The sequence below is a fragment of the Streptomyces sp. NPDC047917 genome (assembly GCF_043204345.1).
GTDB classification, from domain to species: Bacteria; Actinomycetota; Actinomycetes; order Streptomycetales; family Streptomycetaceae; genus Streptomyces; species Streptomyces sanglieri.
Map to the genome: position 1 here is coordinate 232,756 of NZ_JBIDCA010000010.1, position 18,761 is coordinate 251,516.

An 18,761-nucleotide genomic window follows, 5' to 3' on the forward strand; every position below is an offset into this window, starting at 1 on the left:
GCCCTTCCATGCCACCCCACGCCAGAACTGCGGAGGCTTCCACACCGGCGTCACTTTCGCTCACCCCGGCATTCGGGTTCCGCGTGGAGGGCCAGGACCGTGGCCATCACAATCCGCAGCGCGTCCCCCGGCCGGGAGCCGGACCGGACCCCTCAACTGTGCGTACGCTGCGAGCATTTGGCTGTCTTTCGAGGAAGAGCTGATGATGACCGAGAATGCGTCTGTCCCCGAGTCGCGCCGGGACCTGGCGATCCACAACGACTGGTGGGCGTCGGGCTGGGCCCACGTCCTGCCGCGTCAGTGCTTCGCGCTGACGATGCTCATCGGCACCGCGAGCCAACCCGGCTGCACCGGCTCCTTGGACGACCTCCTGCAGGAGGTCTTCGCAGGCCAGTGGGACATGATCGGCGGCGATCTCGACAGCGCACTCACGTTCTCGTGGCCCGACGCGGAATGGGACTACGAGGAGGCCCCGGAGGGCCGTGAAGCATTCGAGGCGAACCGCTGGAAGGAGTTCGGCGCCATGCTCTCGGCCGCCGGCTTCCCGGTTCCCACGACCGTGCGGGACCTGTCCGAGCTCTACCTGGCATGGGGCCTGGCCGGCCGGGAGGAGACGCCGGACGGCACCCGGTGGTCGATGCCCGCCGTACTGCCGCTTCCCGGCGATCTGCTGCCCCTGGACGCCGAACTCACCAGACAGCTCGACCGGATCCGCAGGGGGACGGACATCGGCTCGCTCGTCAACACCCTCACCACGTACCTGGTCGACCATCTGGGTGAACCGCAGGAGGTCCTCACCTCCCTGGACCGCCTCGCGGCCGCGACCGGCCACGATGCCGATGACGTCCGCCTCGCCGTCGCGGAGCTTGTGGAGTCCGGCGACGCCCAGGTGCGGCGGGGCCAGGAGCCGGCCGACGTGGAACGCCTGGAGGCACACCAGCGCTTCCGACTGGTCATGGACTGGGACCACTTCAACGCGGCCCCGGTGCAGTTGATCATCCGCGACTGAGCATGTGCCGGGCGTGGCGGGAACGCAGGACACGCGCCTGATCGTGGTCCGCTGCAACAGCGCCTCGGGGAAGTCGTCCGCCGCGGCAGGTCCCGCGCGGGAGCGGCCTGGACCGAGTGCTCCCGATCGGCCGCTGACGAGCCGGCACGACCCCTGCCGCTGGCGATCCGCCCGGCGGAGGGGGTACGGGGCCGGTGGCGCAGGCCACGCTCCGCCGGTTCTGCTCTTCTTCACGCCCCAGTGGTTGCCGCGTTCTTGGACGCGCGGATACGCGGGGTCGTCGACCGACCTGGATCACGACGTCGGTCAGGTTCTCCGGAATGCGACCGTCGGGGGATTCCAGCCCGAGCCGTGCGGCACGTCAGCCGGCGCCGGCCGGCGCCCGGCAGAACTCCGGTTCCAGTGATTGATCACTTGTGGCGACGGTGATCCCGACGGCCTCGATCATGTTTTTTGCCGCGCGGGATCACGGGCCTGGCGCAGAGCCTGGTACACCGACCAGGCGACGGACACCAGAGGCACCGCCACCACCGCGCCCAGCACTCCTGCCGTGATGGCGCCCCCGATCACCGCGAGTGCGACCACGACCGGATGCAGGCGGACGGCCCAGCTCAGCACGAGCGGGTGCAGCAGGTGGCCCTCGATCTGGCCGATGATCACGATCAGTGCCACGACGACGCCGGCCACGAGCACACCCCTGGACGCCAGAGCCACCACGGCGGCGACTGCCAGCGCGATGGGTGAGCCGACCAGCGGGACGAAAGCGGCGAAGAATTCCAGCAGGGCCAGGGGCAGGGCCAGCGGCACGCCGAGGGCGAACAGCGCCAGTCCCACAAGAATCGCGTTGGTCGCAGCCACCAGGACGATTCCGCGGGTGTATCCGGTGAATGTCCGCCACGCCGCACTGCCCGCGATCGTCACCGGGGCCCGGGCCGGCCGCGGAAGCTGGTCGCTGAACCAGCTCCACAGGCGGTCGCCCGAGTGAATGAAGAAGACCGAGCAGAAGAGGGCGAGCGCGAACACCGTCACCACCTCCACCGCCCGTCCCACGCCGCTGAGGGCCGTGCTGATCAGCGCGGAACGGTGGCTCGACAGGAACTGCCCGGTGCGGGACTGGAGATCGTCGAGGGTCTTGGGGTCCAGCCGGAAGGGCGGGCCCTCCAGCCATTGCTCGATCCGGCGCAGACCTTCGCCGAATTCCTTCTCCAGTCCGGCGCTTTCCCCGGCGACCGCCTCGCCGACCAGGGTCAGGACGCCGAGAACGAGGACGATGCTGCCGAGCAGCGCCACGGTCACGGCGAGCGGGCGTGGCATCGCACGAGCCAGGAGATCCGCCACCGGGCGCAGTATCGCGGTGCCGACCAGACCGAGGAAGACGGCCACCGCCACCTCGTGGAATCGCCCCAGCACCGAGAAGGTGGCATACACCGCGGCACCCACGACGAGGATGCGCCAGGCGTAGGCGGCGGTCGTCCGCAGCGCGGGGTTCACCTGCGGCTCGTACGGCGTTCTGGACCGGTGCCCGTTGACGGGATTCCGCATCGCGGGGCGGGGGAGCCCGCGCAGCGACCGGCGCGACGGCGTGCGGATCCGAAGCCTCCGTCCGTCGAATGACCGTTCGGAGTGCGTGATCTCGGGCTGCAGATGCGATCTCCTGGGCATTCCTTGCTGGTATCAGCACGGAATGCGATGACCGGGGCTCCTGAGACGACATGCGCAGGAATACACCCTACGGGCGGAGTCGTCGGCCGAGGCAAGCCTTTGCTGCACGGTCGCGGTCAGCCGCATTGAGCCGGGGATGAGGAGAACACGTACGTCACACGCTCTGCACCGTCTGAGAGTCCTGTGCGCGGTCCGGCATGCGGTGGGCGTACGGCAGCACGAAGGATTTCAGGTCTTCAACAAGCGGTTGAAGAACGAACGGTAGCGTTGGAGCGCGATGCGCAGTTCCTCGGTCGGGACCTCCTCGCCTCGCTGCCACTGGCCTTCGAGCCCCTGCTTGCGCTCGGAGAACGTCGTGGCGAGGGCCTGCATCACCTCGGCGACGAGAGTGTCCGCGGCACCGACCGCCTCCCGCGGATCATCCACGAACGTGCCCTGGATCCTCTGCCACCGGTCGCGGAATCCCGCCTGCTCGGATCCGAGCAGCGGCTCTTCCCGTTCTTCCGGTGCGCTCCGGTCCGTACCTGACGGGGGAGGGCGGTCATCTTCTCCGGAGGGCCGGCCCGGCTGTGCTTGCGTGGCTTCGCCGGGAAAGGTCGGCGGAACAGAGAGGGGCTCGTGTCCTTCCGTCTCCGTCTCCGTCTTCTTCGCTTCGGGCCTCGTGCCGGTCAGATCCTCGGTGGACAGACCGGCGGCGTCGGATTCGGGCAGATCCCTGCGTCCCATTTCCGCCTCTCCGCCTTTCCCTCATTGTTGGCGTCGCCATCGTCTGAGGCCGGATTCCCCCGATCCTGGCGCATTCGCGTTCTCGCAGCCGTTATTCGCGTGGCCGCTGGCCGTTGTGAAGAAGCTCGTCGAACAAGGCGCGGTAGTGAACCATCGCGCCCCGCAGTTCCTCTGTTGTTGCTTGATGCCGGTCGCTGCGGGCAGTGACCTCGTGGGCGGCGCGGTAGTGCTCCAGTGTGCGGCCGTGCTCCACTGAGAGGTCGCTGACCTGCTGCTCAAAGCCTTTGGTCGGGTAACCGCGCTCTCCCATCAGTGCGGTGACCAATTGGTCGGCATCATGAACCGCTTCGTCGGGCTGGTCGACGAAGCGCTCTTGCGCGCGGCTCCAGGACTGGGAGTATTTCTCCCGCTCCGCTGCCGGGATCTGCTTGATCTCCAGCGCGTCGTGTCGCTGTTCCCGCTCGCGCAGTTCACGCTCGGCCGCCGGACGGCTCTGCTTCTCCTCCACGGCCCGCTCGTACTCCGGGCCGAATTGTTCCTTGAGGTGGCGCCGACGTGAGACGGTCCAGGTCACTACTGCACAAATCAACAGCACGACCACGATGGGCACGATAATGGCTATGAGGGTCCCGGTCGACATGACTCCTCCGCTTGTAGTTGCCGAGAAATAAAGAATGACCGGATAATCTCCTTCTCCTTCCCCGGCCGGGTCGTTCTTCTGGCGGCTCCCCATGGAAAAGGAAACAGTGACGACGCCGAGCGGCAGGCCGAAGCAACCGGATTCGTCGATGAAATACCGTCGAGCCCTGATCGGATGATCAGGGATCTCCGGCGAAGGAAAGGCGATCGCGAATCCCGGGGCGGCCCGGAATTTTCCCGAACGGTCACGGGCTGCTCGGGGCTCTGGTTTCTGTGCTCTTCTCACTCTGGTCCCCGCACGCTGCGAGGGCAACTGCGGCACGGACCGGGGCGGCGGACCACTTCCGGCCGGTCGGGTGCGGGTCTTCTGCCAGGGCCGGGGAACGTGCGGTTCGCGCCTCCCCGGTGTCCCGCCGACTCCGTTCTCCGACCGGTGGCGTATGCAGGCGATACCCGCCGTCGGCCTCTGGCCTACGACGAGGTCCCGGCGCTGATCGATGCCGCCGATGCACGGCCTCGACGAATTCACGGGCAGGGCCACAAGGGCACACTTGCCGCGCCACGCGATGCGGACGTACACAAGACGATCTACGCCCACGGCACCCGGCGGACCGAGGCGTCGAAGGCCGACCTGGTGGATCCACGACGGCGGAGGAAGGCGCCGCAGTCCGGGCAAGCGGCCGGCATGGCCGTCCGGCACGGCACGCCCTCCAAAGGGATACCGCCGAAGCGGCAGACCGTGCTTCTGGTCCCCGAGACGGACTGGGCGGCCGACATGTTCGACGAGTGGGTGCACCAGCTTCGCCCGCGGCTCTCGCCGGACCGGCACCCGGCCCTGTGGGTGACCGAGCGGGTCGGCCGGATGCCTCCCCGCTTCCCGTTCCCACCATCTGCTGGGTGAGCCGGCACGTCGGGCGGCGCACAGGGATGCATGCCCCGGAAGCGTACCGACATCACCTGGCCCGGCAACGGACCGGCGACCGTCGCTGGCTAAAGGATCTGCGTACCCAGCTGCAGCTGATCTGGGCGGCCTCGAAGTCGCGAACCAGGCAGCAATGAGCTCAGCACCAGGCAGCAATGGGCTCAGCAGAGGGAGACGTCGTCCAGCACAACAACCGTGACGTCGAGCCCGATCGCTCCCCAGGTCGTTATGGCTCAGGTGAGGGCGGAGGCTTGAGGAAAGCCCAACCGGTCGAGCAACGTGCTGAGCAGGTCTTCTGCGAAGGTCTCGTGTGAGCGGAGCAGTTCTTCAATCCTGGCTGTCTCCGGCGTGAGGCGGATGCCGGCGGATGCGGCCCAGGCGATGGCTCCCTCGGCGGCGGTAGGTACCTCGGCATCGAGCTCGGCGCGCTTGTTCCTGACGGCTTCGTGGAACTCCGGGGTTTCCAGCCATAGGAGTTGGTCTTCGAGGTCTTCGGGCTCCTCGGCCAGAAGGCCGGCGGCGATGTCCAGGTTGAGCCATGCCTGCCAGCGCCGTCCGGCGGTGTCCAACCCGGTCACGAGAGCGAGGGAACCGCCGGAGACGTCGGCGACGCAGGCCGGTGCCCTGCTCCACTCGACCAGGGCGGGCAGGTCCGCGTCGTCCCATGTCCCGGAACCGATCTGGAGCGTCTGCCAGCCGCCCGACCGTGACTCCCACGTGCGCATGGTCGCCTTGAGTTCTTCGTCGAGGCTGTCGAACACGGGAGCTTCCGACAAAGGGCGATTGCTGCGGGCAAAGACCAGGTGACCCGAGAATCCCACGGCAGTTCCTCCTCCGAGATGGTGAGCGCACCTTATGGGCTGCCGCTGACAACGCGGGCGCGGTCCGCACCTGCGGCCGTAGCCACACCGTGTCGTGTGGGGCGGGACCGTCATACAGGTAGCGGACGAAGCGCGAATCCCACCTGGACTCGTCCGCCCGCCTCGGCCTGGATCCGCCGGAGGAGCATCATCGAAGTCGACGGGACGCTCGACGCGGTGGCTGTGGCGGCAGAGGGCGCCGAGCATTTCGCTTCCTACTCTGGCGCGGCGACGTCTGTGTGATCGCTCGGCCCAAGAGGTTTCCGCTGTTGATCGCCAGAACACTGACAGGTGGGTTCGCGGGATCGGTGTCGGCGCCCCCGCCCGTGCATGGTCGGCCGGTCGAGGCCGACCCGGTGCCGACGGGTGAGGTCGGCGGCGCGTTCCCGCGGCCGTCGGTGCCGGCTAGCCGGCCCCGGGACGGCGGCATCGCTGCTGTCCGGTGTCTCCCACGAAGGTCACCACCCCGGATCGACCTCATTCAGTCCATTCCGCCACGCCTCGGCCACCGTCCCGGCCGCCCGCGGCACAGGACGCCCGGCTGCGTGGAACTCCGTATGCCGCCATCTCCTTCCGCACCCCGGCGCGGGCGCTCTCCATCCACATGCCAACCGGGTGCCCCTCCCACACCGCACCGGTCGGGGGAGGGGGCCCGATGGGTGTGCGGGCGACGGAGACTTGGTCTGCCCAGGCCGCCTCCTGTCCACCCCGCACCGGTCCCCGGGCGTGACGTGCACGTACGGCACCCGTAGCCCGCTGTGCCTCGTTCCGCGCTGGACCACAACACGGCCGCCACCCCGCGAACCCGCATCACCGTCTCCCGGGACCGACCGACCTCCACGGCCCCCTGGGCCTCGGCTCGCTCCCTCAGGCTCGCCGTTTGGGATCCAGCAACTGCTCACGCAACGCGGTGAGCTGGTGCGAGGATTCCACCGCCCGGGTCTCGTCGAGCGTGGTCAGTGCGAGCAGCAGCGCGTCCGCGACGAGCAGCCCCGTCAGTGATTCCGCCGTGATCCCGGTCGGGGTGTGCGGTGCGGTCAGGACCGCCTCGACGCGGTCCGCGTACGCCTCGCCCAGTTCGTCCGTCACGAGCACGACCTTGGCGCCGACCGCACGGGCCCGCTCCATCATGACGGTCAGCTCCACCAGCCTGCGGCCCGGCTGGAAGATCACCACGCTGTCGCCCTGCTCCAGAGCCAGCAACTGGTCCGCGAGGGCGAAGCCCGTCTCGGATACGAAGCGGGCCCGCCGGCCGATCCGGCCGAGCGCCAACGCCAGGTGGCGGGCGCCCGGTTCGGAGGCGGCGATTCCGTAACAGAACACCTCGCGGGCCTCGGCGAGGGCGGTCACCGAGCGCTTCAGGGCTTCAGGTTCGGTCAGGCGCCTGGTGTGGTCGATGCGGTCCTGGGCCTCGTCGAAGACATCCGTCCAAATGGACTCCAGGTCCTGGCCCACGTGCGCGATGCGCTGTTTGAGACGCTCCTCGGGGGCGACGGCCGCGGTGAAGTCGTTGGCCAGTTCGCGCTTCAGGGCGGGGAGTCCCGCGTACCCGAGGCGCTGCAGCGCTCGTACGACGGTGGCGTTGCTGGTGGAGCTGGCGGTCCCCAGCTCCTGGGCGCTGACGAAGAGCAGCTGCCCCACGGGAGCGCTGACCAGGTGCTGCGCGACGGCTCGCTCAGATGTGGACAGACCGTCCCATTGGTCGCGAATCGCGGCACGCAGCCGAGTCGCTCCGGCCCCATTCTCTGGAATCTCCATTACAACCATTGACTTCCGTGTGACCGACGTTACTGTTCCTGGGCAGTACGTTCCAATCGGAACGCAACTCGTAATCGACGTTACAGGATTGTCGTTGTCCTGTGGCGTTGTTCGGAGCGCGTTCCCAAGCGAGGAGAAGCATGGCACCCCGCCCCACGGCCCCCGGGCCCGCCCGGGTCCTCCCGGTCATCGAGATCTCCGGCAGCCCGCTCCAGCGCGGCCGCCAGTACGGCGAGGCCGTGCGGCCCCAGGTACAGGCCGCGCTCGGCTACTACGAGGAGGCCTTCGGCCGGTCCGCGGGACTGGCCTGGGACCGGGTCACCGCCCGGGCCGCCCACTGGCTGGAGCCGGTACGGGACTACGCACCCCACCTCGTCGACGAGATGCAGGGCATCGCGGACGGCGCCGGCGTCGGTCTGCTGGACGTTCTCGCCCTGAACGCCCGCGGCGAGGTCATCTACGACAAGTCCTTCGCGCAGATGGAGGCCGACGGGCGGGCGAGCGAGGAAGAACCCGCCGAGGGCTGCACCTCCTTCGCCGTCCACGGCGAGGCCAGCGGCGACGGGCACGTCTACGCAGGGCAGAACTGGGACTGGCGGGCCGGCGTCGCCGACACCGTCGTCATGATCAGGATTGTCCAACCCCCCAAGCCCACCCTGATCATGCAGGTCGAGGCCGGTCAGATCGGCCGCCAGGGCGCCAATTCCGCCGGGCTCGCCTTCAACGCCAACGGCCTCGGCGGCCGGTTCAGCGACGCGATCGGGCTGCCCCAGACCGTCGTACGCCGAAGTGTCCTGGACCAGAGCAACATCACCGATGCCCTCGATGTGCTCTGCCGAACCCGGGCCCATATCGCCAGCAACGCCCTGCTCACCTGCCGTGAGGGCTTCGCCATCGACCTGGAGACCACCCCGGCCGGGCACGGCTGGATGTATCCGACCGATGGCCTGCTGGTGCACGGCAACCACTACCAGGCAGGCATTCCCGCACAGCTGGCCGCCGCCGGCTACCGGCCCATGTCGTCCGATTCCCTGGTCCGCGTCCCCCGGGCCGCCGAAGGGCTGAAGGCGCTGCGCGGCTCCGCCGGCCCCGACGAGTCGCGCAGGATCATCCGCCGGGCGATGTCGGACCACCTCGGCCACCCCGAATCCCTGTGCACCCACCCCGATCCGCGCCGGCCGGAGCTGGAGCAGTGGACCACCCTCGTCTCCTCCCTGGCCGACCTCACCTCCGGTGACTATCACGTGACCGCGGGCACCCCCTGCGACCGCGAGTACCAGCACCTCCCCTGGAACCTCTACGACGGCCCGTACGGCCAGAACTGACAGGAACTCAGTGATGACGCACACCTCTTCAAGAAGGCCGGTCCTGGCCGCGGCCCTCGTCGCGGCGACCGTCGTCGCCGCCGCAGGCTGCAGTGGAGCGACCCAGAACACCACAGGCGCATCCCGGACCGCCGACGCGGCCACGCTCGACCTCACCCCGACCACCACGCCGGCCAAGGGCGAACTCACCAACGCCGACTGGCTCCTGGAGGACGAGCCGGACTCGCTCGACCTGGACACCCAGGGATCGAGCGCGGGCCGCGTCGTCCTCACCAACGTCTGCGAGCGGCTGTACCAGCTCCAGCCGGACATGTCGACGAAGCCGTTCCTCGCCGAGAAGGCCGAAACCCCGGACGACAAGACCCTCGTACTGACCCTGCGTTCCGGCGTCACCTTCCACGACGGCACCCCGATGACCGCCGACGACGTGCTCTGGAGCCTGAAGCGGCACGCCGACCCGGACATGGAACAGGGCGACGAGTTCGGCAACATCGCCTCGATGAAGAAGACCGGCGACCGCCGGATCACGATCACCTTCAAGGCGCCGGACGCCATGTTCTTCAAGGCACTCGCCGGTGACGCGGGCATCGTCTGGAACAAGGAGCAGGTCGAGAAGGCGGGCAAGGACTTCGGTACGCCGGGACAGTCCGACGCCTGCACCGGCCCGTACAGCCTGGGCAGTTGGAAGTCCGGCGACTCCATCACCATCGAGCGCTACGACGCGTACTGGGGCAGGAAGCCCCTGACGAAGCGGGTCACCTTCCGCTGGGCCGCCGACAGCGCCCTCGTCAACGCCCTGACGACCGGCGCCGCCGACGGTGCCTACGCCGAATCGCCCAACACCGCGGCGGCTCTCCAGGGCAAGGAGGGCATCGAGCAGCACTACGGCCCCTCCACCGCCTCCCTCGTCCTCATCCCGACCGAGCGCGGCGGACTGAAGGACCCGAAGATCCGCCGGGCGCTCTCCCTCGCACTGGACCGCAAGGGCATCGCCGCATCCGGCTACGGCGGCATGGTCCAGCCCTGGGGCACCCCGGTCGGCTCCGGCGCCTGGGGCTACGAGAAGCCCGTCTTCGAAGCCGCCCAGAAGGCCGTCGCCCACGCCCCCGCCGCCCCGACCGCCGAGGATCTCGCCGAGGCCAAGAACCTGGTGAAGGAGGCGGCCGCCGACCCCACCGCGCCGGTGGTGATCGGCACGGACGCCAGCCAGGGCCGTTCCGTCGTCGCCAACGCGGTGCGCGCCGCGCTCCAGCGGATCGGCCTCAAGGGGCAGATCAAAACCGTGCCGACCTCGCAGTTCGAGCAGTTCTACAGCGATCCGCAGGCCCGCGCCGACATCGATGTGCTGGTCGGTGACTGGTACATCTCCAAGGCCGACCCCATGGGCTTCTACGACAACGCGCTCTCCGACTCCTCCAACAACTGGGTGGGCTTCAAGGACGCCGCGTACGACGCCAAGGTGAAGAAGGCGCTCTCCACGCTCGACGACGCCGAGCGCGCGAAGCTCACGGTCGACGTCCAGAAGACGTTCACGGACGCCGCCGTCTGGATCTCGGTCGCCCAAGTGCCCTCCGTCCTCGTCCTCAACGAGAAACTGACCGGACCGCCCGCCTCCATGGCCTACCTCTACTACCCGTGGGCCGCCGAACTCGGCTCGAAGAAGGGCTGATCGCGCATGCTCGCCCGGATCTCCCGGCGGCTGGCCGGACTGCTGGCCACACTCCTCGCCGCTTCCTTCGTCATCTTCGCCGCTGTGTACGCGGCGCCCGGCGACCCCGCGGTCTTCCTCGCCGGGGGCCGCGACAAGCTCTCCCCGGAGAAGCTGGAGCTGGTCAGGGCCCAGTACCACCTCGACGAGCCCCTCGTCGTGCAGTACGGGCGCTGGCTCGGCGACTGCGTCCAGCTCGACCTCGGCCGCTCCTTCAAGTACAGCGACCAGGTCGCCGATCTGCTGGCCGCCCGCTTCCCGACGACGCTCACCCTCGTGGCGTACGCGACCGTGCTCTTCGTCGTCCTCGGGGTCGGCGCCGGCGTGCTCGCCGCCGTCCGCCGCGGAACCTGGATCGACTCGACGGTCGTCGGCGGCACGACCCTGGCCGCCTCCGTGCCCTCCTTCGTCTCCGCCATCGCCCTGGTCGCGGTCTTCGGTGTCCGGCTCGGCTGGTTCCCGGTGACCGGCAGCGGCGAGGGGTTCGCGGGCACCGTGCACCACCTGACGCTGCCCGCCCTGTCCCTGGCGCTCGGCGCGCTCGCCCTGATCAGCCGTGTGACCAGGCAGTCGATGGTCGACGCGGGCGCGGCCGACCACGTCGAGGTCGCCCGCGCCTCCGGAATCCGCGAAAGGGAGATCGTGGTCCGGCACGTGCTGCGCAACGCGCTCGGCCCGATCGTCACCATGTGCGGCCTGGTCATGGCGGGCATGCTGGCCGGCACCGTCGTCGTGGAGACCGCCTTCGGGATCAGCGGCATCGGCTCGCTGCTCGTCGGCGCGATCAACACGCACGACTTCCCCGTCGCACAGGCCGTACTCCTGCTCATGGTCACCGGCTACATCGTCGTGACCACTCTCGTCGACCTGGTGCACCCCCTGCTCGACCCGCGGGTGAAGGAGGCCACCGCATGAGCGCGCCCACCCTTGACCGCATCAGTCCGCAGACCGGGAAGGAGCGCCGCCCGGTGGGTGTGGTGATCGCCGGCGGGGCGCTCGTCGTGGTCGTCCTGGCGGCGCTTCTCGCCCCGCTTCTCGCTCCGTACGCCCCCGACGCCATCGACCTCTCCGCGTCCCTGGTCGGCACCGGCCCGGAACATCTGCTCGGCACCGACTCCTCCGGGCAGGATCTCCTCTCACGGGTGCTGTACGGGGCCCGCACCAGCCTCGTCGCCCCGATCCTCCTGCTGGCCATCGCCGCGGTCCTCGGTGTCACCCTCGGCACGCTCGCCGCATGGCGTGGCGGCTGGGTCGACACCGTGGTCTCCCGCCTCACCGACGTCATGTACGCCTTTCCGGGGCTGCTGTTCACCGTTCTGATCATCGCCGTGTTCGGCGCCGGGATGACGACCTCCGTGCTCGCGCTCGGTCTCGCCTACACGCCGACCGTCGCCAAGTACACCCGCTCGGTGGCACTCTCCGAACGCCGTAAGCCCTACATCGACGCCTATGGCGTCCAGGGCATGGGCGGAGCCAGGATCTGCGCCCGCTACCTCGTCCCCAACCTCGGCCGTTCGATCATCGGCTATCTGGTCGTGCTGTTCGGCGAGGCCCTGATGTCCCTGGCCACGCTCTCCTATCTGGGCTTCGGCGCCCAGCCGCCCAGCTCCGACTGGGGCCTGATGGTGCAGGAGGGGCAGGCTGCCGTCGTCCAGGGCGCGCTCCTGCCGGCCCTGGTGCCCGGCTTCGCCATCGCCCTGGTCGTGGTGTCCTTCAACGTCGTCGGGGTCTGGGCCGCCGACCGACTCGGCAGCAGGAGGTAGCCGCATGCTCCTCGACATCGAAAACCTCACCCTCGAACTCCCGGGCACCGCCCGGCCCGTCCTCAGCGACGTCTCCCTGCGGGTGGCAGGCGGCGAAGTGGTCGGCCTGGTCGGCGAGTCCGGCTCCGGCAAATCGACGACCGCCAGGGCGGCGCTGCGTACGCTCCCCGACAGAACGGCCGTCTCCGGCTCGGTCCGCGTCGACGGCACGGACGTCCTCGCGCTCACCGGCGACGCACTGCGCCGGCACCGGGCCCGTACCGTCGCGATGGTCCACCAGGATCCGCGTTCCGCTCTCAACCCGGTCCGCCGCATCGGCGACTTCCTGGTCGAGCGGCTGACGGGGACCGGACTCGACAAGAAGGCGGCTCGCACCCGAGCCGTCGAACTCCTCGACACGGTCGGCCTCTCCGACCCGGAACGCCGGTTCCGCCAGCACCCGCACGAGCTCTCGGGAGGCATGCTCCAGCGCGTCGTCATCGCGGGCGCGCTGGCCGCCGAACCCAGGCTGCTCCTCGCCGACGAGGCGACCAGCGCCCTGGACGTCACCACTCAGGCCGAGATCCTCGCCCTCCTGCGCACCCTGCGGGCCGATCGGAACCTGGGCCTTCTGTTCATCACGCACGATCTCCAACTGGCCGCCGCGTACTGCGACCGGGTGTACGTGATGTACGCGGGGCGGATCGTCGAGGAACAGCCCGCCGGCAGCCTTTTCGACCGGCCCCGCCACCCGTATACGAAGGGACTGCTGGCCTGCTCCCCGACGCTGGGGGAGGGGCAGCGGACGATCCTCCCGATCCCGGGTCGCCCGCCGTCGCTCGCGGACGCGTTCGGCGGCTGCGAGTTCGCCGGCCGCTGCCCGGATGCCGAACCGGAGTGTTCGACCTGGCGGCCCGAGCCGGTGACGCTGGACGGCGAGGGCGCCGCGACCTGCCGCCGCCTGCCCGTGCTGTCGGGGCCGGGCACCGAGAGGAGGAACGACCGATGACCACCGCACTACCGGAAACCGTACCGCTGCTGGCCGTGGACGGACTGCGCAAGACATACGGGCTGCCCGGCGGAGGCCGCCTCACCGCAGCCGACGACATCAGCTTCACCGTCCCGGCGGGCGGCTCACTCGGAATCGTCGGCGAGTCCGGGTCCGGCAAGACAACCGTGGCCCGGATGCTGGTAGGTCTCGTACAGCCGGACGCGGGGAGCATCTCCGTCTCCGGACGGCCCCGCGCCACCCGCACCCCGCGAGGCCGGGAGGCCCGGTTGGCACGGGCCCGGGAGATCCAGATGGTGTTCCAGGACCCCTATGTCTCCCTGGACCCCCGGCTCACCGCCCGCCAGTGCCTCACCACGGCCCTGCGTCTGCACGGCCGGGCGACGACCGTGGCCGACGGGCTGCTCGACCGGGTGGGGCTCGGCGCCCGGGAGGCGGAGGCCAGGCCACACGGCCTCTCCGGCGGCCAGCGGCAACGGCTGGCCATCGCACGGGCGCTGGCGGTCGACCCGAAGGTCCTGGTCCTCGACGAGGCAGTGGCCGCGCTGGACGTGTCGATCCAGGCACAGATCCTTCAGCTCCTGAGCGAGATCCGCCGGGACACCGGGGTGGCTCTGGTCTTCGTCAGCCACGACCTGGCGGTCGTCCACCACATCACGGACGAGGTATTGGTGATGCGCCGCGGAACGGTGGTGGAGCAAGGGCCGACGGCCGAGGTGCTGGCCGCTCCGCAGGACCCGTACACCCGGCTGCTGCTGGCCTCGGTGCCACGAGCCGGCTGGGACCCGGCGGACGCGGTCGCAGCCCGGGCCGCCACGGCCTGAGGCGGTGACCAGGCGCGCAACGGCTGACGCGGGCCACCTCACTCGAACGCAGTGCCCCTTGGGATTCGCGTATCCACATCCCCGGAGGGCACTGCGTTCGGTGACCGCGGCCCGGTGCGGAGCACCCCGGGTCCACACACCTCGGCACCCCGACGGGCTGTCCCCGCACCACACCAGGGACGTGGCCCTCAGCGCCGCCCCGCGCGAAAACGACGGGAGCCGCAGCAAGCTCCTCGCGGGTGTCGGCACGGTCTCGGCCACGGTCGTCGCTCCCGGCGGCCGGGGGCCTGACAGTCGCGGATTCCTGCGTGTAGCGTCACCCCATGACCGACGAGATCACGGCCAGGGCAGGTAGGGAGTTCTACACGTTCGACGGCCGGATCCTGGAGGTCTTCGGCAGCCATCCACGGCGGTTCCACATCCTGAACATGGACCTGCGGGTCACGGGCCCCGACCGGAAGGGGAGGTGGACCGTCGTGGTCGTCGCCGGTTCTCCCGAAGCCCCGGCGACTGAGCACACATGGCACCACTCGGCCGAGGAATGGCTGCGGGCGCAGGGCCTGGAAGCCCTGCTGGAAGCGGTACGGGCAGGTATCGCGTCGGCCCGGGAACACGGTGCCTGAGAGAGGGACTCCGCCCGGGTGACAACTGCCGTGCTCCGGCTCACTCGTTCTGAAGCGGCGTCCCGTACGTGGCATCGAGCACCAGGGCGAGCAGCCGGTCGGGCTGTTCCGCGTCGTGGCTGCGAGCTGTGGACAGCGCAATCCCGACGACCAGTTGGACCAGGTCGTCGGCGGTCAGGTCGGCGCGTGCCGTTCCCCGCAGCTGGGCCCGGGCAAGAAGTTCGGCTGCCGTGTTCAGGATCAGCCGATGGCAGTCGAACCCGGGCGCGACCGGCTCCTCAACCATCAATGCGCCTCCCAGCCCCTGGTTGACCCTGGCGTGGGTGAGGAATGCGCGCAGCCATTGCGCCAGCGCGTCGTCGGCGGATTCCGAGGAGGACAGCGTCCCGGCCAGCGCGCACAGCGTCTCGATCCGGTCCCTGAGGACTGCGGTCAGCAGTGCGGAGCGGTTCGGGAAGTGACGGTACAAGGTTCCCGGGCCGACGCCGGCCCGGCGGGCGACCTCGTTGAGGGACGCCTCCGGTCCGGCTTCGGTGAATACCTCCTGCGCCGTGGCGATGAGACGTTCCCGGTTGAGCCGCGCATCGGTACGCCGCGGCCGCCGCTCAGGGACGTGTCCGTGTGTGGTCGTCATCGTCCCGTCTTCCGGTCGAGTTCGGGCTAGCTAAGCGGAGTGGCTCTCCGTATAGTAGCGCCCGCCAAACGGAGAACCTCTCCGGAATGCGTGGCCTGAGGAGTACGGATGACGAACAGCGGGCAGACCGAGCTGGGACGGGTCGGGATCTGGACCTTCGCCTACGAGGGGCAGCCGGCCGGGCGGGTACGGGAATCGGCCGCGGAGATCGAGGAGTTGGGATACGGGGCCATCTGGTTCGGGGAGGCCTTCGGCCGGGACACGGTGGGCCAGGCATGGCTGTTACTGTCGGCGACACGGCGCGTCGTCGTCGCCTCCGGCATCGCCAACATCGCGTTCCGGGATCCGATCGCCACCGCTACCGCGACACGTGCGCTGGGCGAGGCGTTCCCCGGACGCTACGTACTCGGCCTGGGCGGACATCGCGTCGACGACACCGTCCACGAACTGGACGGCTATCCCGTACCGGCCCGCGGCAGAGCGGTGTCCACCATGCGCGCCTACCTGCAGGCCATGGACGCGGTACCCGCCCACGGACCCCTGGCGGACCCGGCCCCGCGTCGCGTACTGGCCGCCCTCGGTCCGAAGATGCTCCAACTGGCCGCCGAACACACCTGGGGCGCACACCCCTACTTCGTGTCCACCGAGCACACCGCACGGGCGCGCCGGATCATGGGACCGGACGCCTTCCTCGCCGTGGAACAGGCAGTGGTGCTCGACGCCGACCTGAGCCGCGCCCGCCAAGTGGCCACGGAACACGTCGCCGGCTATCTCTCGGCACCGCATCAGGAAGCGAACGTCCGGCGACTCGGCTTCAGCGACGAGGACATCGTCGGCGGACCGAGCCGCAGGATGGTGGACGCGCTCGTGGCCCAAGGGGACGCCGAAGCAGTCCGCCGACGCGTTCAGGAGCACCTTGACGCGGGAGCCGACCACGTCTGCCTGCAAGTGCTCACCGCCGACGCCACCTCCCTGCCCGAGCGCGAGTGGCGCGAACTCGCCGCTGCTCTCCTGCCCCACCACGCAGTATGAGCGGCGCCCCGCCTCCGTAGTGATCGTGCCTTTCGCCCTGCGCTCTGCACCCTTCGTTCCGGGCTTCACCGTTGTGGCGAGTGGAGGCTCAGGCGGTGCGGCACAGGGCGCGGTCGATGAGCGTGCGCAGTGCGTCCTCCTGACGGGCTGCGGTTCGCGGGTCCGCGGAGCGGCTGTGAGCGGAGACGGTGACGGCCCGCCGGCCGTCCACGGTCGTCGCTGCCCGGACGACATATCCGAAGCCGCTTCCTCCGTGTCCGAGGTAGCCGCCGCCGCAGGACAGGGGTGTGAAGAACAGGCCCAGGCCGTCCCGGGTGCCTTCCGGGTGACCGCTGTCCTGCGGCAGCGGCACGGCGGACCGCATGGCGGCGAGCTCGGCGGGCTTCAGCAGCCGCCCACTCGCCAGTGCGGCGAAGAAACGGTTGAGGTCGCGGGCCGTTCCGGTCATCGAGCCGTCGGCGCCGCTGTCGAAGGGGCGGTAGGGGATCGTGGTGTCGACCAGTGGTTCGTCCACGGTGAACTGCTGATGGTGGGCCGCGTGCGGATACGGAAGGAAGGGCCGGGTACCGGGAGTGTCGGTGTGCAGCAGGCCGAGCGGGCGCAATATGCGGCTGTGGACCTGCTGTTCCCAGGTGCGGCCGGTGACCTTCTCGATGATCATTCCGGCGAGCACGTAGTTCGTGTTGGAGTACGCCCAGCGAGTGCCTGCCGGGAAGGCGGGTTCATGGCGCAGGGCCAGGTCCACCAGTTCTTCGGGCTCGTAGGCGCGCCAACGGTCGGCGAAGTAGGTCTGGGCGCTGGGGCTGGGGAAGACATCGTAGACGTAGTCGGACAGGCCGCTGGTGTGCCGCAGCAGGTCGCGGACGGTGATGCTCCGGCCGTCGTTTCCCGTGCCGGACACGACTCCGGGCAGCAGCTCCTCCACCGTCTGGTCGAGGGAGATCCGTTCTTCGCCCACCAGTTGCATCATGACGGTGGCGACGAACGTCTTGGTGGTACTGCCCAGACGCAGGAAGCCGTCCTTCGGTACCGGGCGGCCAGTGACCAGGTCCCCCACCCCGGAGCGGGCCGTGACCGTCTCGCGCGGGGTCTCCAGGCGGACCGCCACCCCGGTGACGCCGGTGTCCCGCAGCGCGTCGGCGTCACGCTGCACCGACCACGCCGTGCCGGATGGGCGTGGCGCGGTTGCGGCCGCAACGGACGGCAGAGACGACACAGCCAGCGCCAGCACCGCGGCTGACAACCACGAACGACGAAAGACCATGATGCGAGGTTAGGAACTGCGAGGGGCACCGGCCATCCGGCATACACCCCGTCTCGAACGGGGGCCGGCCGGATGGACATCGTGCCTGGGGCCCGGCGTACCCGCCGGCTTCCTCCAGCACGGAGGCCGGCTCGATGTCGTGGTTCTCCAGCCTCGTGTTCTTCCGTGGAAGTCCGTCGGTGTCCGCCGGTGCTCCGAGCCCGGACTCCGGCCGCACCTGAACTCCCGGCGCCTGCGACAGCCGCTTCTCCAGCTGCTGAAGACGGGCTGCCGGGCGGGGAGTTGTGGGATGGGCGCCGGCGCGGCACGATCGGGCGCTGTTGGGAAAGGTGCCGCTGCCGACCGGTCACCGGTGTCCCGGGATGGCTCCGCAGGGCGAGGGCGGGCGGTCCTACAGTGTGCTGGTGCGGTTGAGGATGAGGTCGCCGGCGCGGGCGAGAACCTCGGCCCGGGTGCGGCCCTCGTGATCGGCGGCGAGTGAGTGGCGTCCGATCGCCACGCAGAAGGCGATCAGGCTGCGGGCCTCGACCTCGTCGGGATCGGAGCAGAAGGTGCCGATCATCTCGCGCAACAGGTCCATGCGCCGGTTGTCCACCCGCCGCAGGCGCTCGGCCACCGCCTCGTCGCGCCGGGCCCAGTCACGGACCGAGAGGTCGATGGGGAGCAGTCGGTCGCTGGAGAAGGTGAGCATGCCGGCACGCCGGGCCTTGGTGCCCGGGTCGCCGCCCTCACGCTCCACCCGGGCGATCACCTCGTCGGTGCTCTCCTGCTCCCAGGCGTCCAGCATCGCCGTCAGCAGCGCGTCGCGATCGGCGAAGTACCCATAGAAACCGCCTTTGGTGACGCCGAGCCGTTTCGCCAGCGCCTCGATCCTGACGGCGTCCGGTCCATGACCGGCAAGCGCCCGCAGCCCTTCCTCCACCCACGCGTCGCGCGGTGTGCGAGCAGCGCCCACGTTGTGTCCCACCTCACTCATCCACCGGATATACGCAACCGTACAACCGTTCTAGCCTCGCCTTATACG

At 69.7% G+C, this 18,761-nt stretch carries 17 protein-coding genes; 9 read left to right on the forward strand and 8 right to left on the reverse strand.

From position 1 onward, the window contains the following. Positions 1 to 202 precede the first annotated feature (202 nt). Positions 203 to 1,009, forward strand: coding sequence for a DUF6042 family protein (locus tag ACGF8B_RS24990; RefSeq protein WP_392742521.1), 807 nt, complete (start codon positions 203 to 205; stop codon positions 1,007 to 1,009). 444 nt (positions 1,010 to 1,453) lie between these two features. Here ACGF8B_RS24990 and ACGF8B_RS24995 read toward each other — a convergent pair whose 3' ends face one another. The 5 genes from ACGF8B_RS24995 to ACGF8B_RS25015 form a co-directional block, all read right to left on the reverse strand. Beyond that, complete coding sequence (locus ACGF8B_RS24995; protein WP_392742523.1) at positions 1,454 to 2,551, reverse strand: AI-2E family transporter; 1,098 nt, start codon at positions 2,549 to 2,551, stop codon at positions 1,454 to 1,456. Between the two features lie 348 nt (positions 2,552 to 2,899). After that, positions 2,900 to 3,097, reverse strand: a complete 198-nt coding sequence (locus ACGF8B_RS25000) for a hypothetical protein (protein WP_392742525.1) — start codon at positions 3,095 to 3,097, stop codon at positions 2,900 to 2,902. A gap of 391 nt (positions 3,098 to 3,488) precedes the next feature. Beyond that, a complete protein-coding gene (locus ACGF8B_RS25005) occupies positions 3,489 to 4,322 on the reverse strand; it encodes a hypothetical protein (protein WP_392742527.1) in 834 nt (277 codons plus the stop codon). An 869-nt stretch (positions 4,323 to 5,191) separates the two neighbouring features. Continuing rightward, positions 5,192 to 5,779 carry a hypothetical protein gene (locus ACGF8B_RS25010; protein WP_392742529.1) on the reverse strand — a complete coding sequence of 196 codons (588 nt, stop codon included), beginning with the start codon at positions 5,777 to 5,779 and terminating at the stop codon, positions 5,192 to 5,194. 906 nt (positions 5,780 to 6,685) lie between these two features. Further along, positions 6,686 to 7,576 (reverse strand): MurR/RpiR family transcriptional regulator, encoded by an 891-nt coding sequence (locus tag ACGF8B_RS25015; RefSeq protein WP_392742531.1) that lies wholly within the window; start codon positions 7,574 to 7,576, stop codon positions 6,686 to 6,688. A gap of 140 nt (positions 7,577 to 7,716) precedes the next feature. Between ACGF8B_RS25015 and ACGF8B_RS25020 the strand changes: the two genes are divergently transcribed. The 7 genes from ACGF8B_RS25020 (at position 7,717) to ACGF8B_RS25050 (ending at position 14,807) form a co-directional block, all read left to right on the forward strand. Continuing rightward, positions 7,717 to 8,901, forward strand: a complete 1,185-nt coding sequence (locus ACGF8B_RS25020) for a C45 family autoproteolytic acyltransferase/hydolase (RefSeq protein WP_392742533.1) — start codon at positions 7,717 to 7,719, stop codon at positions 8,899 to 8,901. 13 nt (positions 8,902 to 8,914) lie between these two features. Further along, positions 8,915 to 10,570, forward strand: a complete 1,656-nt coding sequence (locus ACGF8B_RS25025) for an ABC transporter substrate-binding protein (protein ID WP_392742536.1) — start codon at positions 8,915 to 8,917, stop codon at positions 10,568 to 10,570. Positions 10,571 to 10,576: 6 nt separating this feature from the next. Continuing rightward, on the forward strand, positions 10,577 to 11,524 hold the full coding sequence (locus ACGF8B_RS25030) for an ABC transporter permease (protein WP_392742538.1): 948 nt from the start codon (positions 10,577 to 10,579) through the stop codon (positions 11,522 to 11,524). Then, complete coding sequence (locus tag ACGF8B_RS25035) at positions 11,521 to 12,372, forward strand: ABC transporter permease (protein WP_392742540.1); 852 nt, start codon at positions 11,521 to 11,523, stop codon at positions 12,370 to 12,372. Before ACGF8B_RS25030 ends, ACGF8B_RS25035 begins: the two co-directional genes overlap by 4 nt. 4 nt (positions 12,373 to 12,376) lie before the next feature. Next, the gene (locus ACGF8B_RS25040) at positions 12,377 to 13,360 is read left to right on the forward strand and encodes an ABC transporter ATP-binding protein (protein WP_392742543.1); all 984 of its coding nucleotides are present in this window, start codon (positions 12,377 to 12,379) and stop codon (positions 13,358 to 13,360) included. Beyond that, positions 13,357 to 14,184: an ABC transporter ATP-binding protein gene (locus tag ACGF8B_RS25045; protein ID WP_392742545.1), complete on the forward strand. Its 828-nt coding sequence runs from the start codon at positions 13,357 to 13,359 to the stop codon at positions 14,182 to 14,184. The genes ACGF8B_RS25040 and ACGF8B_RS25045 overlap by 4 nt, the downstream gene beginning before the upstream one ends. Positions 14,185 to 14,507: 323 nt before the next feature. Next, a complete protein-coding gene (locus ACGF8B_RS25050) occupies positions 14,508 to 14,807 on the forward strand; it encodes a hypothetical protein (RefSeq protein WP_392742547.1) in 300 nt (99 codons plus the stop codon). A 40-nt stretch (positions 14,808 to 14,847) separates the two neighbouring features. Here ACGF8B_RS25050 and ACGF8B_RS25055 read toward each other — a convergent pair whose 3' ends face one another. Then, positions 14,848 to 15,441, reverse strand: coding sequence for a TetR/AcrR family transcriptional regulator (locus ACGF8B_RS25055; protein ID WP_392742549.1), 594 nt, complete (start codon positions 15,439 to 15,441; stop codon positions 14,848 to 14,850). Positions 15,442 to 15,549: 108 nt separating this feature from the next. Between ACGF8B_RS25055 and ACGF8B_RS25060 the strand changes: the two genes are divergently transcribed. Further along, entirely contained in the window at positions 15,550 to 16,473 is a 924-nt protein-coding gene (locus ACGF8B_RS25060) for a TIGR03620 family F420-dependent LLM class oxidoreductase (protein WP_392742552.1), read from the forward strand. A gap of 88 nt (positions 16,474 to 16,561) precedes the next feature. Here the strand turns inward: ACGF8B_RS25060 and ACGF8B_RS25065 are convergent, their stop codons facing one another. Both ACGF8B_RS25065 and ACGF8B_RS25070 read right to left on the reverse strand, forming a co-directional pair. Next, complete coding sequence (locus ACGF8B_RS25065) at positions 16,562 to 17,626, reverse strand: serine hydrolase domain-containing protein (RefSeq protein WP_392742555.1); 1,065 nt, start codon at positions 17,624 to 17,626, stop codon at positions 16,562 to 16,564. Positions 17,627 to 18,128: 502 nt separating this feature from the next. Next, positions 18,129 to 18,713 (reverse strand): TetR/AcrR family transcriptional regulator, encoded by a 585-nt coding sequence (locus ACGF8B_RS25070; protein ID WP_392742558.1) that lies wholly within the window; start codon positions 18,711 to 18,713, stop codon positions 18,129 to 18,131. Between the last annotated feature and the right edge of the window lie 48 nt (positions 18,714 to 18,761).